Annotated in this window: 28 protein-coding genes; 3 read left to right on the top strand and 25 right to left on the bottom strand. The window is 37.6% G+C overall.

The features are described from left to right. Positions 1–235 precede the first annotated feature (235 nt). Positions 236–1,072, top strand: a complete 837-nt coding sequence (locus C1X07_RS22370; protein WP_103072281.1) for a phospholipase D-like domain-containing protein — start codon at positions 236–238, stop codon at positions 1,070–1,072. Between the two features lie 456 nt (positions 1,073–1,528). Beyond that, positions 1,529–2,740 carry a hypothetical protein gene (locus C1X07_RS22365; protein ID WP_103072280.1) on the top strand — a complete coding sequence of 404 codons (1,212 nt, stop codon included), beginning with the start codon at positions 1,529–1,531 and terminating at the stop codon, positions 2,738–2,740. Between the two features lie 275 nt (positions 2,741–3,015). On the opposite strand, the gene C1X07_RS22360 is transcribed toward C1X07_RS22365, so the two are convergent. The 18 genes from C1X07_RS22360 to C1X07_RS22275 all read right to left on the bottom strand — a co-directional run bounded on the left by C1X07_RS22360 (position 3,016) and on the right by C1X07_RS22275 (position 13,264). Further along, entirely contained in the window at positions 3,016–3,249 is a 234-nt protein-coding gene (locus C1X07_RS22360; RefSeq protein ID WP_241507314.1) for a DUF4248 domain-containing protein, read from the bottom strand. After that, positions 3,236–3,433, bottom strand: coding sequence for a hypothetical protein (locus C1X07_RS22355; protein ID WP_103072279.1), 198 nt, complete (start codon positions 3,431–3,433; stop codon positions 3,236–3,238). Before C1X07_RS22355 ends, C1X07_RS22360 begins: the two co-directional genes overlap by 14 nt. A 3-nt stretch (positions 3,434–3,436) precedes the next feature. Further along, positions 3,437–4,096 carry a hypothetical protein gene (locus C1X07_RS22350; protein ID WP_103072278.1) on the bottom strand — a complete coding sequence of 220 codons (660 nt, stop codon included), beginning with the start codon at positions 4,094–4,096 and terminating at the stop codon, positions 3,437–3,439. An 11-nt stretch (positions 4,097–4,107) separates the two neighbouring features. Beyond that, the gene (locus C1X07_RS22345) at positions 4,108–4,494 is read right to left on the bottom strand and encodes a CHAP domain-containing protein (protein WP_241507313.1); all 387 of its coding nucleotides are present in this window, start codon (positions 4,492–4,494) and stop codon (positions 4,108–4,110) included. Positions 4,495–4,592: 98 nt separating this feature from the next. Further along, the gene (locus tag C1X07_RS22340; RefSeq protein ID WP_103072276.1) at positions 4,593–4,985 is read right to left on the bottom strand and encodes a hypothetical protein; all 393 of its coding nucleotides are present in this window, start codon (positions 4,983–4,985) and stop codon (positions 4,593–4,595) included. A 40-nt stretch (positions 4,986–5,025) separates the two neighbouring features. Next, entirely contained in the window at positions 5,026–6,021 is a 996-nt protein-coding gene (locus C1X07_RS22335) for a hypothetical protein (RefSeq protein ID WP_103072275.1), read from the bottom strand. Between the two features lie 5 nt (positions 6,022–6,026). Further along, on the bottom strand, positions 6,027–6,368 hold the full coding sequence (locus C1X07_RS22330) for an annexin (RefSeq protein WP_241507312.1): 342 nt from the start codon (positions 6,366–6,368) through the stop codon (positions 6,027–6,029). 83 nt (positions 6,369–6,451) lie between these two features. Then, complete coding sequence (locus C1X07_RS22325; RefSeq protein WP_103072273.1) at positions 6,452–6,634, bottom strand: hypothetical protein; 183 nt, start codon at positions 6,632–6,634, stop codon at positions 6,452–6,454. 34 nt (positions 6,635–6,668) lie between these two features. Further along, positions 6,669–7,481, bottom strand: coding sequence for a hypothetical protein (locus C1X07_RS22320; protein ID WP_103072272.1), 813 nt, complete (start codon positions 7,479–7,481; stop codon positions 6,669–6,671). Beyond that, entirely contained in the window at positions 7,459–7,797 is a 339-nt protein-coding gene (locus C1X07_RS22315; protein ID WP_128755364.1) for a hypothetical protein, read from the bottom strand. Before C1X07_RS22315 ends, C1X07_RS22320 begins: the two co-directional genes overlap by 23 nt. Before the next feature lie 91 nt (positions 7,798–7,888). Beyond that, positions 7,889–8,167, bottom strand: coding sequence for a hypothetical protein (locus C1X07_RS22310; protein WP_103072270.1), 279 nt, complete (start codon positions 8,165–8,167; stop codon positions 7,889–7,891). A gap of 17 nt (positions 8,168–8,184) precedes the next feature. After that, positions 8,185–8,703: a hypothetical protein gene (locus C1X07_RS22305; protein WP_103072269.1), complete on the bottom strand. Its 519-nt coding sequence runs from the start codon at positions 8,701–8,703 to the stop codon at positions 8,185–8,187. 40 nt (positions 8,704–8,743) lie between these two features. Further along, complete coding sequence (locus tag C1X07_RS22300; protein WP_103072268.1) at positions 8,744–9,136, bottom strand: hypothetical protein; 393 nt, start codon at positions 9,134–9,136, stop codon at positions 8,744–8,746. Positions 9,137–9,147: 11 nt separating this feature from the next. Continuing rightward, positions 9,148–9,771 (bottom strand): hypothetical protein, encoded by a 624-nt coding sequence (locus C1X07_RS22295; protein WP_164914235.1) that lies wholly within the window; start codon positions 9,769–9,771, stop codon positions 9,148–9,150. Positions 9,772–9,831: 60 nt separating this feature from the next. After that, positions 9,832–10,449 carry a hypothetical protein gene (locus C1X07_RS22290; RefSeq protein WP_241507311.1) on the bottom strand — a complete coding sequence of 206 codons (618 nt, stop codon included), beginning with the start codon at positions 10,447–10,449 and terminating at the stop codon, positions 9,832–9,834. Positions 10,450–10,571: 122 nt separating this feature from the next. Beyond that, entirely contained in the window at positions 10,572–11,876 is a 1,305-nt protein-coding gene (locus C1X07_RS22285; protein WP_128755363.1) for a hypothetical protein, read from the bottom strand. Between the two features lie 3 nt (positions 11,877–11,879). Next, entirely contained in the window at positions 11,880–12,803 is a 924-nt protein-coding gene (locus C1X07_RS22280; RefSeq protein WP_103072264.1) for a hypothetical protein, read from the bottom strand. After that, complete coding sequence (locus C1X07_RS22275; RefSeq protein ID WP_103072263.1) at positions 12,803–13,264, bottom strand: hypothetical protein; 462 nt, start codon at positions 13,262–13,264, stop codon at positions 12,803–12,805. Before C1X07_RS22275 ends, C1X07_RS22280 begins: the two co-directional genes overlap by 1 nt. 198 nt (positions 13,265–13,462) lie before the next feature. On the opposite strand from C1X07_RS22275, the gene C1X07_RS25495 reads away from it, so the two are divergent. Next, positions 13,463–13,633 carry a helix-turn-helix domain-containing protein gene (locus C1X07_RS25495; RefSeq protein WP_128755362.1) on the top strand — a complete coding sequence of 57 codons (171 nt, stop codon included), beginning with the start codon at positions 13,463–13,465 and terminating at the stop codon, positions 13,631–13,633. A gap of 36 nt (positions 13,634–13,669) precedes the next feature. Here C1X07_RS25495 and C1X07_RS22270 read toward each other — a convergent pair whose 3' ends face one another. The 7 genes from C1X07_RS22270 to C1X07_RS22240 all read right to left on the bottom strand — a co-directional run. Beyond that, entirely contained in the window at positions 13,670–14,368 is a 699-nt protein-coding gene (locus tag C1X07_RS22270) for a P-loop NTPase family protein (RefSeq protein WP_103072262.1), read from the bottom strand. A 21-nt stretch (positions 14,369–14,389) separates the two neighbouring features. Next, the gene (locus tag C1X07_RS22265) at positions 14,390–15,322 is read right to left on the bottom strand and encodes a DUF1376 domain-containing protein (protein ID WP_103072261.1); all 933 of its coding nucleotides are present in this window, start codon (positions 15,320–15,322) and stop codon (positions 14,390–14,392) included. A 119-nt stretch (positions 15,323–15,441) separates the two neighbouring features. Then, the gene (locus tag C1X07_RS22260; protein WP_103072260.1) at positions 15,442–15,732 is read right to left on the bottom strand and encodes a helix-turn-helix domain-containing protein; all 291 of its coding nucleotides are present in this window, start codon (positions 15,730–15,732) and stop codon (positions 15,442–15,444) included. A 474-nt stretch (positions 15,733–16,206) separates the two neighbouring features. Next, positions 16,207–17,778 (bottom strand): hypothetical protein, encoded by a 1,572-nt coding sequence (locus C1X07_RS22255; RefSeq protein WP_103072259.1) that lies wholly within the window; start codon positions 17,776–17,778, stop codon positions 16,207–16,209. A 507-nt stretch (positions 17,779–18,285) separates the two neighbouring features. After that, positions 18,286–18,498, bottom strand: a complete 213-nt coding sequence (locus C1X07_RS22250) for a hypothetical protein (RefSeq protein WP_103072258.1) — start codon at positions 18,496–18,498, stop codon at positions 18,286–18,288. 540 nt (positions 18,499–19,038) lie between these two features. Further along, entirely contained in the window at positions 19,039–19,419 is a 381-nt protein-coding gene (locus C1X07_RS22245; protein ID WP_103072257.1) for a hypothetical protein, read from the bottom strand. Positions 19,420–19,423: 4 nt separating this feature from the next. Continuing rightward, on the bottom strand, positions 19,424–25,048 hold a 5,625-nt coding region (locus C1X07_RS22240), incomplete at its 5' end, for an RHS repeat-associated core domain-containing protein (protein ID WP_103072256.1).

Below are 25,048 nucleotides of genomic sequence, written 5' to 3'. Positions count from 1 at the left end.
TAATTCGGTTTGATTCTCTTTTTTACTTTATTGGATTTTGAGTAGCAGTAATTTTATCAAGATTCTAATAGTATAGTAGGTATTTTAGTATGTTAACAATAGAATATCTAATCATTTTTCTTAAAAATAAATTAGGGATTTTTTTATATTTAAAATACCTTTATATGTAAGAAATTAGCTCTTCACAAAGCCTGTTTTCTTTTGTTTTTTGAAACTTCACTTTTATTGCCAACTTATGATTGATATTATTTCCACTCGAGGGATTTCTTATTTTATAGAGAGAATTATAGACGAAGCTCAACTTGAAATTATTTTATTGACACCGTATTTGAATATTTCAGAAGGATTATTTGAACGTCTAGAAAGGGCTGATCAAAAAAAGATTTCTATAACATTAGTATATGGAAAATCTGAACTAAAACCTTCTGAAAAGAATAAATTGGATTCCTTAGCAAATTGTAGATTGCTCTATAAAGAAGGGTTACATGCAAAGGCTTATTTGAATGAAAATATGGGCATACTTACCTCGATGAATCTATATGAATATTCGGAGATAAAAAATAATGAACTTGGGGTTATATTTAGTAAGGAAGGAGAAAACGAAAAATTATATCAAAAATTGACCGATGAAGTAAATCTAATTCTACATAACTCTGAAATGAGAAAGGATTTTCTTGTTCCTAAAGAGAAAAAAATTGACTTTAAAAAGAATGATGAAGATTCATCAACGATGCTTCTTCAGTTTCTAGAAACGGAGGAGATTATGACACTTCGTGAATTTCCAATGCCAGGAGTTAGACTTACCAAAAAATATGGATTTGCCTGTTTCGAATTTGATATTGAGGAGTCCGAAATTTTATGGAAGTGTAAAGAAGAGTTATTTCCTGTTTTTACTGAAGAGCTTGATAACTATCGTATATACTGGAAAAATCATAATTTTGATATTTATATTTATAACGGGTTGAATGTTAGCTTCTCTTCTGAAGAATTAGAAATTAAATACCAAAAAAGGGGTATAGAATTTATTGCCGAAAGTCTTCATACTTATTTACTCAATTCATATATTCTGTAAAAAGCATCAATAGGTCAATCTAACAGATTAGTTTTTTTATACTTTAAAACAAACGAATAGGCAGATTATAAGTTCAATACCTCTTTCGTAATTATAAACGTATGAGTAAAATTTGAGTACACTTAAAATACTCTATTAGTCAGACAGAAGGGCTATTAATCAAAATTACCGATTGTCATGCCTTTTGCATCTCTCAATCTATACTTTTCTAGAAACTCTTATATAACCAACGATTCCAAGTATTGGATTGGTTTTGTGGTTGTTCGCCTGTATTGTGAGAAAGGTATAAATCGTATTTAGCTATTTTTTAGTATTTGTATTCTACATTGGGTTGAAAAAGGAGAATTAACCATAGAGTTTTGGTAGGCTAAATGATAATTGAAAAAGGGGTTATTTCCCCTTTTATTTGTTTTTTGATTTAGCTAATTTACATAGGTAATTAATTCACATTTAATCATGAAAAAAACACTACTTACAATAATATTGATTCATTTGTTTACAATAAACTTTTATGGTCAAAAAAAAGCTAAAAAGGCTAAAAAAGCACAAAAATCGGAAAAGCAACTTGTATTAGGTTTGAATGCACAAATAGCAGATCAAAACTATTATTCTAAGGCTGTATTAGAGTACAAATTGATAAAAGAAATCTTAAAAGGTTTTTCAACAACTACACAACTACTACCACACGATGAACCAGCCCTGTTTTTGGAAAAAGAATTTCTTGATCCACTAACTCAAAACCAATTTCTTATTAAACATGGAAAACCTACTGTTACTATTTTTCCAAACTTGAATGAACAGAAAAAACAGGAAGAGCCTAATAGATCAGAAAAATTCAAAAATGTACCAGCCAAATTAAGTGAAAAGGGAGTAGAATCTTGTCGATACGTATTACCAAAAAAACCAGAAGATTTAACAAGTGGGTTTCAGTTTAATCATTATTTTTTTCATGGAGAAAATAAAGCTGCAATGCAAGCTTTTGGGATTGTAGACAGCCAATATGATCAAGAAAGTATGTTCATAGTTACAGATTATATTCAGTACAAAGACTGTGATTGTACAGGTATTCCAACTATACGATATGCAATAGGATTAAGGAGTGAGTTTAAAATATCAAAAATTTCGGCAGATGCGAATCTTACGGGAATTAGTTCTTTAGCAGGTTTGGCAGCACAAGCTGAGACTAATAATATGAAAGTGAATATAACAGTAAAAACAATTGGTATTACGGGGTTAGATTCAAAAGCTAATATTCCTAATAATACAAGCTTTGATGTTAGTACGTATAAGGATTATCAAGATGTTATAAAGTTTATTAAAGAATTTGACAAAGAGAAAAAAGGCTTGTCTATTCATCCTGAAATTATTCCTGTAATGGATGAGTATAGAACTACCCTGTCCCATTCTTTTGAACCTTTGTATTCTAAAATTGAACAATTAGAGGAAAAACTTCTGGGGTTATCAAAACAAAGAAAGAAACGAAAAAAGAATAAAGATGATAGAGTAAATGTAGCATTTGATACAATTGATGCAATTAAAATTAAAGCCATACAAGATGAAATTAAAGCGATTAAGAAAGAGCGAAAAATATTATCTAACGTTAATGAGAGAATGAATAGTTATGAAAGGTTTTATGATATTTTAAAAATTATTCAGAAAGGATCTTGATTTTAACATTTTTATGGAGGAAGTAATCATGTAATTTATAAAACCGTAATCATCCCTGTTACTATTTAAAATGGTCAATAGATCAGGAAAAAATCAATTATTCTCATGATGCAATACGAGATGGATTTTTACAACAAACCCTATTATCTAAATCGAAATGCAGCTATTCCTAAGTTGATTTCAGATTACCTTCGCTATCATGATGACAAATTGAGAATCAGACGTAAAACGCATCATCTTAAAAAAAGTTTGTAAGTTTTTGCTTAAATAAGGAGTCACGGCTCCCCCAATCTCTCAAACAAAAAACGAACCACTTCTGGTCTCAAAAGTTTTGTACTTTTTTTGTAGCCAAACTGTTTTAGTTCTTCAAGATATGAGGTATTGATCCAGGAAGAGAATGTTTTAGTACAAACCTCATACAAAGCTGCCAATTCATATTTATAGTAGGCTTTGATTTTAACTGGTTTTTCTCCTTCAAAATAAACCTGTTGCAGTTTAGTTTTCTCCATAGTCATCAATTCCTTTTGTTATATTTTCAACAATCAGTTCTTCTCCCAGTACATTTCCTAAAAATCCACCAATAAGGATAAAAGGGTAAGTTTCTTTAGGAGCATATTTCTTTGCGATGATAAAACCAAGCATACTCCCCACTAATGCTAATCCTGCTTTCTGTGTATTTTTGGATATCCTCATTGTTTAGTGTATTCTCTTTAATAGCATCAGTCCTGTGGCAGCCAGTGCTGTTCCCCAGGCAACTTTACTTAATCGCCTTCTTCGCTCATCCCTGAAATCAACAAGTGTTACCGTAAACCTATTCCCATATCGTTTTTGATGCGCTTTGGAGAGATGAATAAATCGTTTAAAATCTTCAGCATTGGCAAATACCAAACAACCGGCAGAAAAGGCATCAATTATCTTGGTGGTTCCCTGTTTTCCGGCTCTATGAATATTGATGCCAAAATTTCCTGTTTTCCGGGTTCCGGATTCAAACCATTTAAAAAGCCCTTTTCGCTGGTAGTTTCTTATGATATCCACCGGAGCCGTTTGTACCAGTGCCGGATATATACCCCGGTGTAATCCAAGGCTATAGGCATCGATATACTGCCCCTTCTTTAAAAATGCAGTCCCCTGTGGATGCATTGGATTTGCTAACCAGTACTGTCCGGGATCTGTGGTGGCTTTAAAAATATGATACACCCATTTTCCGGTATCATTGGTATAGAACACATGAATCTCATCATCAAAACGATTACTGCGCACAAACCGACTACGATACCCAACAATATTGAGCCGGTAAGGTTGGGTGTATACCTCGTACCCTTTGCTTCGTAATATTTGTAAACTTTTAGCTAACATTTTATATAAAATTATTGCCTACCAGTGCTACTGACGAAATCAGATACTGCCCATATTTGTTTTGTAAGCCTTCGTTTGCGATATACCCCGTTACCATCTCTGGATCCGTTATCATTGGTATTCCCTTCTACGGTAACAATCCATGTCGACCCCCACTGATCCACAAATCCAATATGGGCAGGGCGGTTCAGACTATGATACCAAATCATAAACACATCACTTTTTTGTGGTGTTTTTAGCTGGTATTTCCCTCTGTGATAGATTCGTTTCCGCTTTAAGGCATAGCTGGGAACCCAGCCGCTTTCGGGAGCAACTACTCCGGCATTTTGATAACACCAACTCACAAAAGCAGCACAGTATGCATGACCTGGCTTCAAATCGACACTTGCCAGATACATTTCTACATATGCACCTCGATTAGAACCTCCGATTTCACGAACTCCAACCTGAGAATCATATAATTCTTTAACACACTCACGCGCGTATTGTTCTTCATTTATAATGCCCTGGCTAAAAGTGCCACTGCAAATAAAAATGCAAAGAAGATAAAAGTAGATAGTTTTAGTTTTTGCCATGGTGTGATGGTTTTAAAATCATTTCTAAACTGATGATCCAGGTATTCTTCTGATGTAGGCCAGATCAACTTCATCAGGATGCGGACAATGCCATGCAGGATAAAGATTCCAATGATGGCAAAAAGATATACCTGAAATATTCCTGCATCATAAGTTCCTGCGGTAGGATCAATCCATCGTAGGAATACCGCACTATGCACCCATAGGATCAATCCCACGGCTAATGAGGATAACTCCCTCCATACCTTAAAGTAACCGCATATGGGTTTTAGTTTTTCTAAAAAAGGCTGTAGCCATTGCATTAATTTTTTCATACGATTTAACTTTTACATGTTACATTTTTCGGTTTATGATTTACATCGAGGATAAGTTTTGTACAGGGGCATAAACCGTTTCCCCGGATTGTGTTAAAATACGAGTCATACCATCTTCTATCGCTGTAATATATCCCACTACAGTACCGGGAAGTATTTCCGGTACAATAAAAGATCCGTCTTCCGTCTGAAGCAGAGTTGGTCTTTCTGCAATTGCCAGATTCCATTGCTCTGTGATCTGATCTCCCATATCCTCAAAATAATCAAGGGCTCCTATTCCTGGTATAAACCATACACCTCTGGCGTTTTGTTTAAGTCCTATTCTTCTAAATTCTGCTCTGATTTTCACCTTCTCCAGCTCCTTTCGTTTAAAAGCAACACTCAAAAGGGCGTTGACAAGGGAGGAAACCCGTGTACCCAGTATCCTTACATTCTGAAAAAAAGTACTTACGTTTTGATATTGTGATACAGAGGTGATTTTTTTCAGCCCTTTAAGTACTCCAAAGAGATTTTGACTATTGGCAGCATTGATAATTTCTTTGGCAATACTTCCTGCCGGAAAGGATGATTTGGAGGTTGTACCCACCAGGCTAGTAAAGTTACTCTGTGTTAGTACTGTTGGATATCCTGCAGCTCGTAATGCTCGCTGGGTTCCTCTCCCAAAGATTCTATCCACTTTTCCATTTCTAAAACTGGTTTCCCTGATGATCATGGCTGCCTGTCCACCTTTTTCTAAAAGTGCCTTTTGCACCATACCCACCAATGATCCTCGGGATCCTTTTCGAAGTGGAAATTGGTCACTGGCCACTTTTGGCAAAGAAGGAGTGGAAATGATTCCTCCTGGACGAATCGTAGACACAGGTTGTTGTATACTTCTGTTTGCAGCGGATCGGTTTCTAAGATGACTATATACCAGATATCCCAGTCCTAATACCAGTCCTCCGCCAATACCATACATTAGTACTGTTTTTTGCGAAAGAGGTTTGGTTACTTTCTTTTGTTTTAGAGGTTGCTTTATTGCGGTTTTAGTATCCATATCAGTTATGTCTTTGAATTGATAATTTGTTGAACAATGGCAAATTCCTCACTGCTGAGTTCACTTTTTAGATCAGCAGACAGATTACTGCCATATAAGTCCCGATAAGCACGTTCGACTTTTCGCATCATAGAAATGCTCGGGATAAGTTCTATAGTTTGAAACACTAACTCTTCATCAGTTCCCCATCCAAAAGCATTGTCATTTTCAAAAGCCATCTTGAGTCGGGTGGCAAAATTGGCAGGATTCCCAGGTCGTAAGGCATGGCGTTCTCGATGGTTTCGTTTATATCCCCGAACTAATGAGCGTACTAAAAAGAATACGCCAATGGTCAGTCCACTAGCCACAAGGATATTAGTAGCCGTTGGGCTGACTTTTACCTTTGGACGATTCTTTATCGCTTGCATTGCCAATACCGGTAGTGCCATAATTATCCATTATTAATCTTCATTTTAACCAGGTTCCGTATAAAAGCATCTTTTAAAAACAGTTGCTCCATTTTGATAATGCCTTTAGCTCCAAAATGCGTATACATGGTTTCAAAAGCCTTTTTTACCCGACGGACTTCTGTGGTATCTTTTGCTGTGATTGTTATTGTGATTTGTGATTCCATAGTTTTTTAAACTGTAAATGATATTGTCCAAAATCTAAGCCTCCTTAGATCCAGTATTGTTTTGTTTTTTCTTTTGCTGTAGTTGTTCCATATAATACCCAATTTTCTGGATCAGCCCCTCATCATCTTTGAGCTGTTCTGCGACCTGCATCATCAGTTGCAATACCTGCTCAAACTGAGTTTGGGTACATACCTCCTGCAGGTACTCCAGAATTTGTAACAGGTGTTGCTGCTCTTCATTTGTAGTACCCTCTGTGTCCGGGACACCCAACCTTCCCAGTGTACCCGCAATCCCCTTCATTTGTTTGGGGTAATGTTTGGCTAAGCCGGAGATCGCTCCGGGAAGGAGGGCTTTGCCCAGTTCTACAAGTCCTAGTTTTTTAACCAGGGCTTTAATTTCTTTTTTAGACTCATCAAGATCTTCCTGTAATTTTTTCACCTTAGATTCTGACTGCGAATAGGACTTTTTGAGGTCTTCATAATCTCTTTTCTGTAATTCTTCCTGTAACAGAGAATGTACTTTATGACCTACTCCGTTTAGGGTTTCCTGATTGCTTTTACTGATCTGCTCGAGCTTCTCCTGCAGCTTTCGGTTTTCCATAGACAATCGCTGGATGGTCAACTGGTCTTCCATCACAGCATCATGAGATACTTTCTCGCGGGTAGCAGGAAGCATTTTAACCTGTTGTACTGTCTCCTGAAGGGTATTTAGTTTTGACTCTGCCTGTTCCATTTTATAACGTACATAAGCACTTTCATTAGTAAAACCAAGTTTGTGCATTTCCTGATATTGCAGCTCACTGAGTCTAACTGATCCGGGTTTTCTATTTCTTGCCTCCATCATCATTTGTTTTTAAAATCACCTGTAAAAAGCGAATCTTACGTTGCTCCTTCAGGGTATTGAGAATCTGAATCTTATCGCCATGCTCATGGGAGTTTTCGGTAATTCCCTGAGTATACCAGTGATCATAACGTCCGTAGTCCGATTTTACAATCAATCCCCAGTCGATATGGAGTACCAACCAGATTTCATTATGAGCCTGAAAACTAAGCGTACCATCTCCAGGTAAAACAAACTCCCGGTATACCACCCGATAGTTTTTAAAACCTCTTTCTTTTACTCGTCTGTCTGCATATTGCAGTGCAAATCCCTCATCCATCACACATTGTGTGTTTTAGTATCCCACATGCATAGCGTGCTTTGTTATCGCACTCTGGTGGGAATTATAGTATTAATAATTCATTTTAAAACCTCTATGAGGTCGGTACTTCTTCAATGAGTATCCATACGGTAACCTCATAAGGGTACTCCGCTTTTCCATAATCTTCAAAGGTAGCCCTGATATAATCCGTGTTCCCCGGTTCTTCTACCGGGGTAATTTGACATTTTGTAGGCATCTCAGAGGGATGCAACATAGGATCAGCGGATAATTCCTTGTCGATTATGGCTGAAAACTGATCTTTAGCATCCAGTAGCATATCGGTATAGAAAATTCCTCTTTTCTGAAATAAGGATAACCTTCCGAGTATCATAACATCGTTTTTTAGGGTTACATAATAACATTAAAAGTGATCATGGCATATCCGTAAAACCGTTCACTCCATAGGTAATAGGGTTCAGGGTTACATTGTCCTTCAGCTTTTAGATCAATTAGTTTTGGAGTTCTTGGCTCTGAAGGAAAATCTCCTGAAACTATAAAAGGATGAATATCTGTTACAGGATGGGCATAATACCACCATCCGCCGGCTTGCTGCTCTATAATCACATCAGGGGGATACATCGAAGTGTATACTTCTCCTGGATTGGTTTCCAAAAATGAAGTATCTTCCATCTGCGATGCAGCTACACCATAATAACGATGCGTAGGAAAGGGAGTGTCACTACATTGCTTTTTTACATTGGTAGTGGTCAGTACGCCAATAACTTTACTGGTGGTAAAAGGAAGTTTGGACGCTGCGCTTAAAAATTGATTTTCCCTGTGAATATTAAATTTTATTGGAACAAACTTCCTGCGCACTATAACAGTGTCATCACCCTTTTTATTGTTTATATCAATTTGACACTTCATCTTTTTTCTTTTTTTTGGATGCCATTTATACTTCAAAATCTTACACGGTCTCTTCAATCAAAAGGATGATACTTACCGTATACCCCTGCTCAAAATCAGCACTGTTGTGGTTCTTATCTCTAAATCGTATTTTAACAGAAAGGTCTCCGGGTAATACATCTCCCAATTCAAAAAATCGTTCTTTAGGGGCTACGCTCAATGAAGACATCAGCAGTTTACTGTCAAATCCCTCCGGGAAAAGTTCTTCGCCTCCAATCTCAATTCGCTGGCTTCCCCGATGATATAGTTTATCAGGGTAATCACAGATCAGCTGTAAGCCTTTTACCATTTTGGTATGCTTGGGAAGCTCCGGGTGATCAACAGTGATCAGACCATCCTGCTTGTCTACCTTAAAAGAAAAGCTAACTCTGGTTTCTTTGGTCTTATGATCCATATTTTTATCGTTTATGCGGGTACAGTTACAGTTCCTGCCAGAACCACTTTCACCAGTGTTTTCTCCGGAGCATCTTCGCCCAATTCGATATTAAATTCGAATTCCTCATCATCACGGATAAAACGTGGGCTTTCTAAAAAGTAAGTTCCAAGATTGAGCATGGTGTTCCCATCAGTAACAAACTCCTGCATAGGACGCTCATCGATGATGATCTTTTTATTGGCTATCAGGGAGAATACCCCGTTTTGTAAACCACCTACATGTTTGATACTATCAAAATCCGTTTGCTTCATTACTTTTTTGAGTTCGGAATCACTCCCGGGAAGGTCTCCTTCAATGATAGCAGACAGCAGGATAATACGGTTACATAAAAATAGTCTGTCCTTCTGGAGTTTAGCCTGAGTGACATTAGTAATCCCGATTTCTTTGGCATCCTGGGTCTCGAACATATCTATATTCGCCTTGTTACCGGCAAATTTGATTGAATAATAGGCTGCATCAGCCAGTTGCAGGCGTCCTTCCTTGATTCCTTTGGCAACATTGACCATAGCAGGGTCATATTTCTTGGCGTGATCCCGAAGCGTCGTATGAGCATTGACAATCTCCAGGAATTGTGATCTTGAACTTTTTTTCATGGTATTTATTTTTTACTATTTATGGTTTTACAAATTCATACGTCCTCTCCAATACAGGAGTTACGCAATTGCATTTAATTCGGTAATATCTTCAGCTCCGTCGAGTTCACTGATATCGATGCCTTCTATAGCTTCAGTAGTAAGTTCTTCTTCAAAACCTTCCACAACATCTTCTTCAAAGTCATTATCAAAATCCTGATGTATATCGACAGTGGGTAAGGGTTCTCCTTCTTCTATTTTTCGGATGATCTCATCTACCTCTGAGGTATCAAAGTCTCCCTGATCTGCTACCTTGGATCCCATAAAGACCAGAGGACGGTCTTCAATATTTCCTAAAGAGAGTTTTTTAGCCATACTCGTGGAAAACTTATCCAGATATAGCTTCTTTCCGATCGCTTTTAGAGAAATTACTGCTCTGTCTTTGGCTTCTTCGAGATCATCTTTAACCCCGTCAATACCATTAGTGGTTTTGGGCTTCCCTCCAAATCCGTTGGAAAAAGCCATACCTACTCCTGCCGAGGTAAGCCAGTCTTTACCATAGTAGGCTCCCCCGAAAATGGTCAGCGCACCAAGGATCAGGGAATGCCTGCCTACAGCAGATCCGGCAACCATACCCAGCACTCCCGTACTAAGATGTTTGCCAACTTCCAGAAAACTGTTTTTTGCGTTTGATTTCATAATTATTTAATCTTTAATTCATTATTTGTTAGTCTACACCACATTACTTTTGAGCGTGTTTTTTTGAGGAAGAATTGGAATTGGAATTAGCCACTTCTCCTTTGATATTTCAAAATCCATAATCATAACAAAGCCTTGGGGATTAACTTTTCCGGGGCTTTTCTCTTAGAAGCTTTCTTCCTTCCTCCTCCAGAATGCCCTTTGGTAAACCTGCCTAAAGCATCTCTCTCAGTGGTTTTTGGTTTTCTTCTTTGAGGGCGTTTTTTAGGAAACCCAGATACAGGTGTTGCCTTTTTCTTTTTACCGGACTTCATCGCAATGGCAATTCCGGTTCCTACAATGGCTAGCCCTCCTAAAATGACTAGGGCTTTGTTCTTTTCAAAAAAACTCTTTTTGTCTTCAGGAGTTGTACTCTTGGCAGGTAACGCCCTGTTTCTGGAAACTACCGCAGCAGCTGGTCGTTGCCTCGGAATTGATCTTCGTGGCGGTCTTCTCGGAATGGGAGCAGGACGAACGATGGGTCTTCTGATCTCTCTTGGCGAGGGAAGCTGTGGGACAGAACGTTTTGGTTTTCGAAACAACTCCTTTGCCTGTTGTTTGACCTGCTTGGCTTTTCCAAAGATATTCCCAATCTTACTAAGTATGGCAGCCACACTGGCAACAGCTCCTGTAGCGGAAGCAATCGCAGTACTCGATGCTACTGCTCCCAATCCTGCTACCTGAATCTCATTATTAACAAAAGCCTCCACCGTATCAGGATCAGATTCGATAATAAACTTTTCAAAAGGATCATTATAGATCACAGGCTCCTGATCGATACTGCCAATAGTAAAACCACTTAAAGGGACTTTTCGGTCTTTATTGCCTTTTCCTCTTAGAATCGCTTTTCTAAGATTTCTGCCTCTTCCTCCCGCCATGCGGTAGATTTTCTCTGCTTTTCTAACTGTTCTTTTTAGTTTGGAAAACTTATCCATATCAATACCCATTTTTCTGGCTTGCGCCTCACTCAGGTATCCAAACCGAAGTTTTCCGGCTACCTTCATCAGGTTGATCTTCATGGCTAGTAAAAAACCATTTCGAAGCAGGATGGTGGCAGGGTTTAAAAAACGGTTAAAAGTTTTAACCACGGGCTTAATCACCTTTCTGGCAAAACGTTTTAGACCTCGTCCTATCTTTTTAAAGAAACCTCCCAGACCATCGATCACATAGATATTCTCATCTATATCGGCATACATCACCACATCACCATCCTGATCCAATATCTCATAGGCAATCTCCGGAGCGGAGTCAGAAACTCCGTTTACGATCTCACTCATGCTCTGAGAATCTTCAATATCCATATAATCTATTCCTGTGGCATCAAATCCATCTAATCGGTGTAATTCCATAATTGTAGTATTTTCAATAGTTATCTTCCAGGCTCCCAACAATTACGGTTTGGGAACTGTGGTTTTCTTTTTTGGTGTTTTTGTTTGTTTTGTCTTGCTTAGTAGCTGTAATACTCCAATACCTGCGGCTACAGATATGCTGGCAATGATTAAAAAATTAAGCAGATTAAAATCTTCTTTAGCTTCCATATTCCTGTTACGCTGCTGGTCATCAAATCGAAAGGGAGAAACTGTTTTTCCTTGTTTTCTATGCGTTGCTACAGCTTTGGGTGGTCTTTTTGTTTTAAAATGTACCGGACAGCTATGCGTAACATCTTTTTTTTGAATGATTTCCCGTAACGGGATAGGGCTTTGTTCCAAAGCATCCAGGGCAATCGCTGCAGTATCCACTCCGCTAAGTCCAGAGATATCTTCTGTAATCACAGGATCAGTAATACTGATATCTTTTTTTTCTGAATATGTAACTTCTTTGTTAAACTGATCAGTAACACAATCTATCGTAATTTGTTTACCGTTTGTAAACACTACCGGATATACATGTTGAAAGTGAGCTTTACCTCCGTATTTGGTAATACGGATCATAAAGGGAATGCTAAGGTTAGCAAGGATACTACCGATAAACACGGTATAGCAATCACAATCTACCCCGGATATCCGATCTGCCCATGTTCGGGAAGGTCGGCGTACCTGCTCTATTCCTGTTTTATCCATGGTATACTGGATATGACCGTATACAAAATTCCAAATGTTCCTACAGGTATCCATCACTCCATTACCTTTCAATCGGGGAGCCAGTACTGCTGTATCTGCGGTGGTTTGCAGAATCATCTCTTTGATCAGGTTCAGAGTGTCTTTTAAACGCGCTTTTCCCTGACCCACAACCACAGTATCCTGCCCAATAGGTTTTGGGAATAAGGTATCATACTGATACCCAATAGCGATATGTCGTTTTGTAGTGGCTCTCATTAAAGTTGTAATAAAATCGTATCTGTTTTTTCATAAGGCAATCCGTTGACCCTGGTAATCATCTGGGTTTGGATGGGAAGTTTAATGGGATTTCCGGAGCGGATATCACTGGCAACTGTAACTCCCAATATCTGGATCAGGGTCAGCCATCCTGCGGACTGAATTCTCAGGTCAAAAGTTTTTTCACTATGCTCAGCAACTTCAATAATCGAATTTTCTATAGAGGAAGTGCCAAGGATTTTGTCTTTAAACAATATTTTGACAAAGGGGTGCTGTATATCCAACGCCACCGGGTTAGGGTTTTGAAGTTTGACTTCTGCAGTAAGTTCAATCCCCGTAAGTCCAATTTTATGAATCTTCACCTTGATTCGGGACGTGATATTTTTCCCGGCTTTTTGTAAACGGGATAAATAGCGTATCGAGAAAAAAGCGGCTAAACCACCGGCGATCCATTTAAACATAACTTGATTGTTTTACCTCAAAGAAATGACGAAAAAACAGCCTAAAAAAGCCGATGAAACTCTTTGGAGAATACTGATAGTCTTTGATGAAAATTGTAGTATATTGGTAGTGTTTGTAGGGCTCTGGAGGACTTTGACACTCTTTGTAGCTCTTCACAACACTACTACACTTTAAATGACATTAAATGACAATAGACTATGCGGTTTACTTTTAAAACGAAACAGGAATTGAGCCATTTTTTAGGGGTCAGCAGGCAGACCTTACGTAGAAAAATGAAGAAAATTGAAGGATTGGATACAGGGAGAAGGCAATTATTGTATCCTCATGAGGTGAGATTGGTATTTAATGCGTTCGGAGTGGATTCATAACAACACTCGGTCGTCGTCCTTTTGTGATAATAGCTTTTACCTCCGAAAAGAAGCTCCTTTGAACTCGATAATATTAAACATTTCAAAAAGTCTGTCATAGATATGCCCCCCGTACTTTTCTCCAAATTCTGTCAGGGCATCTTCCACATCCTCTGTAGTATCTCCTTCACGATAATTACAGGTCAGGTATGTTTTTAACTTTTTTTGATTATATCGTTTCTCCAGAACCTCCCGAATCAGATTCACCTTCCCGTAGTTAGAAGCCTCTCTTTCTTTTTTGACATCATCCAGATACAAACCCAAAACGGTAGTCAGGCAATGATAAAACTGATATTTCGAACTTTCCCGATAAGTAAGATCCGATCCGATCCGCTCATACCAGGTGACAAGATCATGGGTGGTATATCCCTTAAACCGCATCGGCATCTGGTAGTAGGAAAATAACAACTCAAACGCCTGCATGATGGTCGTTTTACCATTCCCGTACCCTCCAACGATCAGCAGACCTTTATCAAAACTGGGATGAAGCAGCTGACCATCAATACTACGGATCAGGTGCTTTCGGGTAAAAAAGGAAGGATCTGATACAAAATACTCGATTAGCGGTGCAATATTAGCCAGTGAATCTGGGGTTTCTATAAAATGCCTTCCCGCATGTACCAAAAAAGCACGCTTAAAAAGTTTCCACAAATGTGCTTTGGTAAGTATCACTTTTCGGGTATGATCTCCTTCCATTTTTTGGTTTTTTGTAATTGATTAGCGGTTAATAGAAAATGTTCGTTTGGATACTGTTTGTGCGTTTAACTGCTTGTTTTTGTTTATCCAGTCTGAGGTTTCCCAATCTTTACAATACCCTTTCCAGCTATGGATTTTTTCGCCGGAATTATTCTTGAAGTGCATATAGGCTTCCGTTTGAAGCCAGAACTCCCTAAGCTTATCAGCATACTCCAACTCCTCAAAAAAGTCGTCCACCTTTTTCTCACGGAGCTTTCCGTTTTGAGAAAAATAAGTACAAACTCGTTTTTTGAAATTGGGCATAGTCAGATCATCAAAAGCGAAAGTCACCGGATTTTTTTTTGCATCTTCATCTTCATTTTTATTTACATTTATACTTGCATTTGCATTTACATCTCCATTTGCTTTTTGCGAGCGCTTAGCGGTTCGCTGCGTAAGGGTGTGTAAATGAGCATAAACTTCTTTTTTTCCTGCTTGTATAAAAAGAAGTTCTGTATAATCCACAGCTTTCAAAATTTTTTGTTTTTGCGATTTTGCAATAGTTTTTCCGGTGGCATCATAGCGAAACCAGTTGGTAACATAGGCTTGGATTGATTTTTTGGAACTGATCTTTTTTCGGGAAACGGTTTCTTTTAACATTCTCAGGTTGACCAGTTCCTCACTGTTACCCTTGCTACACGTCTTGTTCTTCCAATCGGTAAGTACCTCGCTTAGCGAAGTATCAAGCGAATCGATAGTTACAAATTTGTGCTTGATTTCAGACCATATTTTCACAAATTGTTCTTCTGAAATTCCGGTGATCTTGGCAAGTCTTCGGGTATTTTGAGGTAAAAAACCTTTTTGATGCTGGTAAGATAATAAGTCGATATATACTCCTTTTTCTTCAGGAAACATATCTACTGTACCTTCCAACCAATCTTTTGTATAAAATAATACTGCGGGATCTTTTGACATAATTTCTGTTTTTCAAATTTGGCAATTAAGGGCGGTAACAGATTGCATACCGCCCTGTTTACAATGGTTTACTCGATAATCGAGATTAAATGCTCCAGGGCTTTCCCCGATGTAGTTTACTAAGTAATCTTTTGTGATTTTAAATACGTAATGATACTTCTTTTGGAATATAGAATCCGACGACCATGTTGGTAGTATTCTATTTGTTTGGCATCACGAAGGTCATATAAGCGGTTTCGACTTTTGACGCCAAGTAACTTCATGGCATCTTTGGTTCCAATAAAATCCGCAGATTCCCCTTTGGCATCCAGGGCATCCTCTTTAGCCTGGCGAATTACCTTGTACATTAAGGTCATCATTTCTTCCATCATTTTATAATAACTCTCCTTTTCAAATATGATAAGTTCCATATCTTGTTTTATTAAAATGTTTGACTTCGTTTAAAAGCCTATCAGAGAAGTTGTAAACATCCAATTTGTACCGCCTGTGTTGCAACCTGAGGATCCTTTGACAAATCAAAATTTTATGTATAACACTATACTTCCAATAGCTCTGGAGTAAAACAAAACAAAAAAACAAAGCCGCGGTAGTTGCTAAGGGGTTGCGCAACCCCTTAGCAACCCTATGTAAATAGTTTATTTCCAATTATTTACATTCTTTTAAAAAAACACTAATACACATAAAATGCATATATTTTTTTAAAAAAAGAGGTAAAAAACCTTTGGAAACCTCAGTAAAACCTTTTAAAATCGCAACCCTAAACAACCCCAGTAAAAATGGGGGCTCCCGAGATATGTTAAAATCGTTAACACTTATAAGAGTGCAAATCAAAAAAAAGGTATGTATAAAACCCTTTTTTTTAGTTCATAGAATTGGTTTCAAAATTACATTGCTTTTTTTCTGTTAGCAGTATCTCGTAGTTTTTGCAATTGGTTTAGCATTTTTATAAGCAACCCCTGTACGGAATCGAATACTTCTGGAGAGATAGTATAAAAACTATTCTTCAGGCTTTTCTCTGAAATGATATGAGTGTCTTTGGAAGTGTAGATTTGAGAGAGGAATTTAAAATACTTCTGTTTAGAAGTAAAACTAACCACTCCTATATCGGTAAACAAGCGAGAAAGCAAGCCTAGTTCCTGTACAGTGATATTGATTTTGCGTTTTCCAACTTTGGGATCAACCCTGTTAATCTTGCCAATATCTGCTCCTCGTCTTTTTTTTATTTGTCGCTTCTCGAGTTCGATTTGTTTTTGTAACAGATCAATATATTTTCTGAAAAAAATGACCAGATGTTCCCCTAATCCAGGAAATTGAGGATGGTATTTATACGGACTGGTAACGGCAATGTTTTGTATTCTATGAAGTTGCTCAAAAGCGAAGACCTGCTTTTCAGAAAAACAGGAAATCCGACCTAAACGCAACAGGGCTTCCTCTTCCATAGCTTTGTAAACACTATGAGTATTATAATTAAGTGCAATCAGTAAACGGTAGATTTCATCATGGCTTACAGATTTTGATTTGCGTAGTAAACGTGTAAACAGGTCTATGTATTTACGATAATATTCCCGCTGCATATAGTTCATGGTATCTATGGTATCCTGCAAAATAGCATATAAAGGTTTGCAGACTTCTCTCTCTATGGCTTTGGGAAGTCCCTGTGCTTTAAAAAGTGTAATCCCCTGTTCGCATTTTTCATAATACCGCTCTATAAAAGATCTACGTTTAAGGTAGGTAATCGTAATAGAAGGATCTATATATCTGCCGTAATATTCTTCGATATGGATCAAAGTTTCTTCTAGTCCCAGGCATACACACTTATATACATCAATCATAGATCGGTCAATAGCTATATTACGGACATTAGAAACACTGGCATCTCTCGTTTTTAATTTTTGCTCCAATATACCTATATAATGATTTAATTGTACTTGGTACTTTCGGATAGTGTTCCTCCGACGTTTTTCTTTTTTCTTTTCATCAAAAGAGAGTAAAAGAAGCTGTTGTTTTATATGGTCAGCTATGCTATCAATCTGCTCATAATAGTAATAATAGGCTAGCTGTATATCAGAAAGTACATCAAAGTCCTCTCGAAGAAAAAGCTCTACATACACAGTACCATTGGTTTCTTTAAGATGTAATCTTTCTATAGCACTGGTCTGAAAGCCCGAAAGGGTAGTTATATATCTAAACATTTCACATATCTGTTGATCCAAGGGAATGTTTACAAACCCTTCTTTAGAGTTATCTACATGATAATTATAAAAGGGGACTTCTATATATTCTATACTGGTGGGGAATTTTTCTTTGACTTTAGGAAAGGTGAAAGAAAAATGGGAATAGAATGCAATGTATTTTTGTGTTAGAAATTCGCGGTACTTTGGGGTAGATAGATAACCGGTAGTAAGCCATCCCGTATCTTTATGGAATAGCTGATGTAATACGTTTAGGTATTCCATACAACGAATAGGTTTTAGATTAGAATGTACTGTTTTCACCAATAAGCGGGGCGGAATCGCCAGGAGTAGGACTGCTTATTGTTTTTAAAATCGAAACAAAAACTAAACCAAATATCATTTCTCTTAAAATATTGGTTTTTTTGCTACTTATAAGACTTATTTGTTTATGAAACGTTACAGAATAGCTAAAAGGGGATAGAATATTAACTCTGTATCTAAATCATAATATACCCAAGCCTACTTTATAATTTCACCATTTTGAAGGGTTTTCTTAATCCGATGTATCTTCCTTATAAACAACTATAGAGTAATACATGAATAGTATGCTTTGTTAGTCTTTTTATTGATACATTCATTCAGGCAAACAGACAAAATCATCACTAGAGGAAGGAGTTTTCTATAAGCACCCGTCAAGTATATTGTGATTAATTCTGTTCCAATAAGGTCGGTGCTAAAGCTCTTGTTAAGGATTATTTAAATTAACCTGAACTCTTTTTTCTAAAAATGTTATTTACTTTTTCTAATAAGTCTTATCCCTAATACTAACATAAGTACACCAAATACTAACATAATAAAAATAACTGATAGTGATCCTAAGAAATACGCTATATTATAATTAGTGTCAACTAAAGAAATTAAAGAACTTGGTATTGACAATAAGTTAAAAACTAGAAAAATACTACCAAAAATTATCAATAAAATACCTCCAATTTTTTTCATGGTTATTCTGTTTTAAATTATATCTCCTGATAGCCTATTTTATCTAATGCTTTTTTTGCCTCTTTTCTTATCCAAGATATTTTCATGATTTAAGAATTTAGAAATTTTAGAAACTGATTTTTTAGATTTTAATTTTCTTAATAAAGAAATTACATGACCTGTTACATCTTCATCATCTAATAAATTGACTAATACTTCTTCAGCAACGGTCGTCTATAGCAATATAAATTATTTTTTATTCATCTTATAGACTGAGCAATAACAAATATACTATTTTAAAAAATCTAAAAGGTTTGAGTTATTTCCATATAGCTGAAAATAGGACATCGTTAGCTCTGCCTTAACTTCTTTTAACATCAAGTGATCTAAGAATCCCTTCGGGATATTTAGAATTTGTATTTACAAGGTTATAAATCCTATCAATCCTGAGTCACACTTTATGGAGATATTCTTTGTGTTTCTTACTGTTATTTATCATTTTAAGAAATTAATAAAAGTTGAAAATGAAAAAGAACCAACCTTCGGGTTGGTTCTTTATATTTATGGCAATTTATTATTCCTTTTTATATTTGGTCTGTTCGCATGTTTCTTTAAAACAAAGCCTTCATTATTATTAGAACTCTCAACATATACAATATTTCCAATTGAAAACTCTTTGACTTTCTCCAAATATACTTTTAATGTCTCCAATAACTTATCTACTGATTCAATTTTTGTTTTTGCATCAACAATTTTTGCAAACAAATCGTTTTCAGTTACACCACCACCTTTAAGCACAACCATTCCGTATTTCCATTCTTTCTCATTACTAACTCGAAAAAATGAAGCTCCATCATTTGTCAACTTAGGGTAAAGAAAATCATTGATTTTCTTATCTGGATTTTCTATATTAATCGGTACTATTGCTTTTCTTGATTTCATAAAATTATGGTCTATAGTATCTATGTCTATTAATATGAGTAATAATATCTTTTAATCGCATGTTCGCTGGAATATCTAATCCTCCATCAAACAAAGCTTTATAATGGTCTACATGATGACCAGGAGGAACCTTACCTTTTCTTAACCACTGATTCATCCATTTTGGATACATTCCTGAATCCGCAGCTCCTTTCAAAAAGGCACTTCTTTGTGCCATACTTCTTGTAGTTCCTGTAACAATTCCGTTAGCACTTTTGTATGCTTTCCATGCCGCTGCAGCTTCTGCCCTTGTCGCAAACTGTCCAGCAGTCATTTTTTGGAATCCATTCCAAGTGGTAGCTCCGCCCTTAGCAGCTGTCGATGCTACCTTTGCGCCTCTAAAAGCGGGGATTATAGAAGATGTCTCGGTTAAAACATCAACATGTATGCCTCCTAAGGTATAAAAAATATTGTTAATATTTCCAGTTGCAGCGGCTCTTTGTATCTCTGCATTTGTTCTGAAAGTTTTAAGCGTAGGAAAAACAGATCCTAATCCTTGGGACACTGCACCTAAATATGTATCCCATGTAAATAATGATAAAGGATCAGTAAAAATCGTAGCTATTCCCTGAATCATTTGTGAAACACTGTTTATTTGACCATAACTAAAAGCAACGCCTCCATTAATAAACACTTCAGACACTCCAGGGTTTGAATGCATAAACGGATCGCCAATAGCATAATCCTGTGGTATTTCTGTGATTACGGGTCCTATATCTTCTCCACCGCGATCAAACAAGCCTCTAAACCAACGACCTACCTCTCTAAAGGGTCTGCTAATATCCCTACCGATGCTTCTGGTATTAGTCCCTAGCCAACGCCCAATCTGCGCTCCTCTCAGGCTTTCATAAATACTTGTTCCGGTTGCTGCTGCATACCATAACCAACCCGAACCTTCCTGATTCGATTCTTCCCAATGCTCCCCGCTAGGATCAGTATACATCAATGGGTTGTTTAACACATACCCATATCGATTATAATTTTGGGTATTATACGGGTTTTGGATATAATTATCAGGAGATAAGAACCTACCTAATTGAGGATCATACATACGCCCATTCATATGGATTAACCCCACCTCAAAGAAATGCTCATGCCCGGTATACCCGCGGTCCAGCAGGCTATCATACCCCATTTTGGTACTGCCATTTTTTGCCCAATAGGCATCTACTGTACCCCAGGCTCCAAATTGTCTTCGTTCTACCAATTCTCCTGTTGTCGCTGTACCACTGCCAAGCTGTTTGGTAATGTTTAGAATACTACCCAGGTAATCTCGTTGCAGGTGGTATATTGCACCCCCATCACTAGCTCCGTTGGTAAACTTCTCAATTTTGGCTATTGGAGCACTATACGCATCACCTCCGTTAAAAAATACAAACTTGTAACTGTTTTCTGCTTTGTCATGTACAACCTCTGCCGGGATAATCGAAGAATATTGTTTGTGATACCTGCGTGCATTTTTATCTTCCTGTAATCCTCCATACCAGACACGGGTGCGATTTTGCATCGGACCATATTCAAAACTTACACGCCCTTTACCTTCTTCGTATACTTCTACAGGTTTTTTAAAGGCGTTATAGGTAATCTGTTGTCGCGCTCTATTCTTATAGAAATCAGCTCCTGCAGCATTTAGGGTCATCTCCTTCATTTGATAGCGCTTGCTCCCTTGGTTATAGGCAAATCCTCCTATAGCCGAATTATTAGTAATACGCCCATAAGTATCATAAGTATGATTTTTTGCAAAAGGACCATTAATCCTGGTCAATCGATCCAGTGTATCATACTCAAAAGCCTCGGTATATGTCCCCGTATGTGCACTTGTATTGGTTTTATGAGTTCTGCTGGTTAAGGTACCCCGTTGTACATTAAAAGCATAGGTGTTTTCGATATGACTGGCATTGGCATTTTGTATAAAAACCTTTGTTTTTTTAAGGAATCCATAAGCATCATATTCGTTGGTTTCGGTCTCTCCTGTACCCAGTGCAATACGAGTGGCTTGCCCCCTGGCGTTTTGGGCAGTAATACCCCAATGATCAAAGCCGGTAAAAGCACCATGACTATCATAGGTATAATTATAACTGCTGGAGCTGGTTTGCCCCGCTACCTTTGCATTATATGATTCTTGTTTTACCCGACCATAAGTATCATAAAGGTATGTTTTATCATACTGCGCTGTACCCGTGTTTTCATGTATTCGATAGGGGCGCAGATAGGAATCATAATCATAAGTATACCCATACACTGTACTGTTAATTGCATCGGTAGCACTTATCCTGGTGACCATCTTGGTTGTATTATCATAGGTATACGTAGTGGTCATATTGGTATGATCCCCAATGGTTTTAGTACTTTGCAATCTTCCTGTGGGCAAGTAGGTATAGGTTGTACTTCCTTTGGGAGTGGTTTGATTCGTTATCTGCCCATACCCATCATAGGCATAGGTATATACTCCGGCAGACGGATCGGTTAATTTAGTCTTTCTACCCCATCCATCTTGCTCGATGGTTTGTGTAGCTCCACCATATTTTGATGATTTTAAAGTGCCATTACCAAAATAGGTATAGTTAATCGTACCACCCGGATCATTTACCTTGGTTATATTACCCATTGCATCTTTGGTCGTGGTTACCGTTTTGGTACCATCGTCTACCGTAGTAGTAAGTCCGCTATAGGTATAGGTGATTGATTTACCGGTATACAGGTTTTGTCGTTTTACCCTACCATAAAAGTCATATTCTGTAGTATTCCATTGGGTAGGTGCACTACCAAAATGAGGCTCACTTTGCCTGGCGGGGCGATCTAACTTATCATAGCCATAGGTGACCTGAGTCCATTGCCCTCCCATAGTTTTACTACGATCATATACTTTTCGCTTTAAAGGATCAAATTTGGAAGACGAGCCACTTCCATCATTAGCAGTGGTAGTCACCGTATAATGATTTCCGGACTCTGTATAGCTGGTGCTTGCTGTATTACCCAGATAATCGGTCACTTTGGTTACCCGGTTCCATTTGTCATATAGATAATTTGTGGCAAAATTAAAGGGATCGATTTCTTTTTTAAGATTTCCGGTTACGGGGTCATATTGATACGTTTTTTCCAAACCTTCGATATCAACAGACTTAGTAATAAACCTACCTGAAGGGTCATAAGTAAACTTGGCAGTTCTGGCGGTCTCACCATAAGGGGTTGTAGTGGTCTTGATAAGGTTACCATAGCCATCATAACCATAGGTTTCTGTATTAAAATGTGTCCCATTACCCTTTATTCTTTTGATGGTGATCAAAGCCCCAGTATACCCATATTGCTCTTCTGTACTAAAACTATTGCCGGCTATGGTCGATGTTACTTTTTTTATTGTTGGTCTGCCAATATAATAGGTGCTACCAGGACTATTGGTATATGTAAGTTCGGTCACTGTACTCCCTTGCCCAGAATAATTATCGGTTTGTCGTGTAGGATTGTAATAGGTGTCATATATAAAATGACTGGTAACACTGCTACCATCTATACGGTTTTGGGTGGTAGAGGATGTTTGTTTAATCTTAAACACCTTATTACTTGCCAGGCTATGTTCATAAACATTTCGTGTTTTGGATATATAGTCTGAAGGGATAAACCCAAACCGATAATCATATGGAGTCGTGTATCGGTCTATTATTGCTCCTCTACGTTTGGGGTCTGCCGTTGTATTCGTATAGATACGGTCTGCATGTCCTGTATGCCAGTTGCTGCGAGAAGTATACTGAAACCCTGCAAAACCCATACCTTTAAAATGGGATACAGCCCCTTTATAATAATAATCTTGCCTCAAGGTAGGAACAGAAAGTGAAGGTACTTTTCGTTCTATACGGCGCACCAGCTTGGTTCCCGGTGATGTTGCAATGTCTACATAAGGGTATACCTGATCAGATCCACGGGTATAGACTACCCCATTCAGATTATCATTTGGATCCATATCACTATAGTGTATATAATGGTCCACTCCATTATTGGATATTTTTTGAAGAGCAACATCTTTACGGTGATCCTGGTTAAAACGAAAAGAATGTACCCATTTATTACTGATAGATGCAAACTCCAGTGAAGCATTAGGGCGGTCACCCGACAGAAAAATAGGGACCGGGAAATGTTTTAAGCTTCCATTGGAAGTTGCTACACCACCATGAACAAATGTTGGGTCTGAAGAAGTTGACCTTTTGGACTTGTTATAAAACGCTTTTACAGATTGATACCCATTAGAATTGCTATTATAGGTAGTGGTATGATAATCAATAATATCAGTTTTCCCATCCCCGTTAATATCCACTGGTACCAGATTATATGAACGTAAAGTACCTCCATTAGCATCAAAATTGGTCACATAATATTTAAAAGGCTCTGTTCGCTTGTTATACCAGAAACTTTTACCGTTTGCCAAAAAGAAATCAAACGTATTAGAGTTATGGGCTCTGGGGATCATTAGATCTGCTTTTCCATCTCCGTTATAATCCCCGGCAAGTATAGGACGGTCGGTTTTGATGTACTGATTGTTGGTTTGCCATAAAAGCTTCAAATTCTTGTTGCTGTCCAGCTCATATACAAATAATTTACCAGTAGCGATATGAATAATATTCGTTTTCCCGTCTCCATTGGCATCAAGAGCCAGAAGTTTATCTGTGGATTTAAGGTATTGTTTTAGAGCACTCAATTTCTTTACAAACCCCGAGGTTACCCTTCGGTCTAAATCTATGAAATGTACACTACCTCCTTTGGCATAATATTGATTACAGGTACAACAGCCTCCTCCTAGTAATGGATTACGCTCTTCGGTATGAGGTTCTTTCTCACCTGCTCCATGGGGGTCAATAGGATCACAGGGAAAAGTTGAGTAACAGCTTCTATAGCCAAAAGGTCTGCTTACTGCCATTACATCGGTAAGTCCGTCGCCGTTAAAATCTCCTGACAAATAGGTTTGTGGTATTCGTTTACGGTCACTTCCTCCAAAACAGCTATTAGAGTAGGTATAGGTAGGGATATCCCAGGTTTTACTATACTGCAACGCAATTGGAGCGCCATCTGAATATACTTTGAACTCTACATCATAATTGGTAGCGGTTCGTATTAAGGTAAACCCTTGTCCCGGTAAAATTTTGTTTTGATGATTCAACCAGGTAGTGGGAAAAATTTTGTAAAAACTATTGCCCGGTTTAATAGTATAAGGGCGTTGAAAATTATTGCCTTTAAACAACCAGAACTCTTTTTTAGAATCCTTTGGATATACAATAAAATCCATTTTTCCATTACCCGTTAAATCAAGAGATGTCATTTGCGCATTGCGCTGCTCTATATTAACAACTCCCAAATTAGTAGATGATAATGTATGGTTAACATTATTATTGGTATTCGTATAGCTAAAGGTAATGGGAGAATGTGCCAGGGTATTATCTCCTGTTTTCTCCTGTATGCTAGTCACTCGATTATACCCCATAAGCGTATGATCATGGGTTAGTTCATAATTACGGTATGCAGTACCATTGGCAGTTACTTTGATTTTCTTAAGCAAGCTTTTTCTAACAAAACCTAATCCTCCGGCATTTGAGTGTTCTCC

The organism is Aquimarina sediminis (assembly GCF_002895435.1).
Lineage (GTDB): Bacteria > Bacteroidota > Bacteroidia > Flavobacteriales > Flavobacteriaceae > Aquimarina > Aquimarina sediminis.
This window is presented reverse-complemented; position numbering and strand designations above follow the sequence as displayed.

What these genes read in the sequence shown, in the direction of transcription:
- C1X07_RS22370 (WP_103072281.1), top strand. Translation starts at nt 236, where the DNA reads ATGATTGATATTATTTCCACTCGAGGGATTTCTTATTTTATAGAGAGA.
- C1X07_RS22365 (WP_103072280.1), top strand. Translation starts at nt 1,529, where the DNA reads ATGAAAAAAACACTACTTACAATAATATTGATTCATTTGTTTACAATA.
- C1X07_RS22360 (WP_241507314.1), bottom strand. Translation starts at nt 3,249, where the DNA reads ATGGAGAAAACTAAACTGCAACAGGTTTATTTTGAAGGAGAAAAACCA.
- C1X07_RS22355 (WP_103072279.1), bottom strand. Translation starts at nt 3,433, where the DNA reads ATGAGGATATCCAAAAATACACAGAAAGCAGGATTAGCATTAGTGGGG.
- C1X07_RS22350 (WP_103072278.1), bottom strand. Translation starts at nt 4,096, where the DNA reads ATGTTAGCTAAAAGTTTACAAATATTACGAAGCAAAGGGTACGAGGTA.
- C1X07_RS22345 (WP_241507313.1), bottom strand. Translation starts at nt 4,494, where the DNA reads ATGTATCTGGCAAGTGTCGATTTGAAGCCAGGTCATGCATACTGTGCT.
- C1X07_RS22340 (WP_103072276.1), bottom strand. Translation starts at nt 4,985, where the DNA reads ATGAAAAAATTAATGCAATGGCTACAGCCTTTTTTAGAAAAACTAAAA.
- C1X07_RS22335 (WP_103072275.1), bottom strand. Translation starts at nt 6,021, where the DNA reads ATGGATACTAAAACCGCAATAAAGCAACCTCTAAAACAAAAGAAAGTA.
- C1X07_RS22325 (WP_103072273.1), bottom strand. Translation starts at nt 6,634, where the DNA reads ATGGAATCACAAATCACAATAACAATCACAGCAAAAGATACCACAGAA.
- C1X07_RS22320 (WP_103072272.1), bottom strand. Translation starts at nt 7,481, where the DNA reads ATGATGATGGAGGCAAGAAATAGAAAACCCGGATCAGTTAGACTCAGT.
- C1X07_RS22310 (WP_103072270.1), bottom strand. Translation starts at nt 8,167, where the DNA reads ATGATACTCGGAAGGTTATCCTTATTTCAGAAAAGAGGAATTTTCTAT.
- C1X07_RS22305 (WP_103072269.1), bottom strand. Translation starts at nt 8,703, where the DNA reads ATGAAGTGTCAAATTGATATAAACAATAAAAAGGGTGATGACACTGTT.
- C1X07_RS22300 (WP_103072268.1), bottom strand. Translation starts at nt 9,136, where the DNA reads ATGGATCATAAGACCAAAGAAACCAGAGTTAGCTTTTCTTTTAAGGTA.
- C1X07_RS22295 (WP_164914235.1), bottom strand. Translation starts at nt 9,771, where the DNA reads ATGAAAAAAAGTTCAAGATCACAATTCCTGGAGATTGTCAATGCTCAT.
- C1X07_RS22290 (WP_241507311.1), bottom strand. Translation starts at nt 10,449, where the DNA reads ATGAAATCAAACGCAAAAAACAGTTTTCTGGAAGTTGGCAAACATCTT.
- C1X07_RS22280 (WP_103072264.1), bottom strand. Translation starts at nt 12,803, where the DNA reads ATGAGAGCCACTACAAAACGACATATCGCTATTGGGTATCAGTATGAT.
- C1X07_RS22275 (WP_103072263.1), bottom strand. Translation starts at nt 13,264, where the DNA reads ATGTTTAAATGGATCGCCGGTGGTTTAGCCGCTTTTTTCTCGATACGC.
- C1X07_RS25495 (WP_128755362.1), top strand. Translation starts at nt 13,463, where the DNA reads ATGCGGTTTACTTTTAAAACGAAACAGGAATTGAGCCATTTTTTAGGG.
- C1X07_RS22270 (WP_103072262.1), bottom strand. Translation starts at nt 14,368, where the DNA reads ATGGAAGGAGATCATACCCGAAAAGTGATACTTACCAAAGCACATTTG.
- C1X07_RS22265 (WP_103072261.1), bottom strand. Translation starts at nt 15,322, where the DNA reads ATGTCAAAAGATCCCGCAGTATTATTTTATACAAAAGATTGGTTGGAA.
- C1X07_RS22260 (WP_103072260.1), bottom strand. Translation starts at nt 15,732, where the DNA reads ATGGAACTTATCATATTTGAAAAGGAGAGTTATTATAAAATGATGGAA.
- C1X07_RS22255 (WP_103072259.1), bottom strand. Translation starts at nt 17,778, where the DNA reads ATGGAATACCTAAACGTATTACATCAGCTATTCCATAAAGATACGGGA.
- C1X07_RS22250 (WP_103072258.1), bottom strand. Translation starts at nt 18,498, where the DNA reads ATGAAAAAAATTGGAGGTATTTTATTGATAATTTTTGGTAGTATTTTT.
- C1X07_RS22245 (WP_103072257.1), bottom strand. Translation starts at nt 19,419, where the DNA reads ATGAAATCAAGAAAAGCAATAGTACCGATTAATATAGAAAATCCAGAT.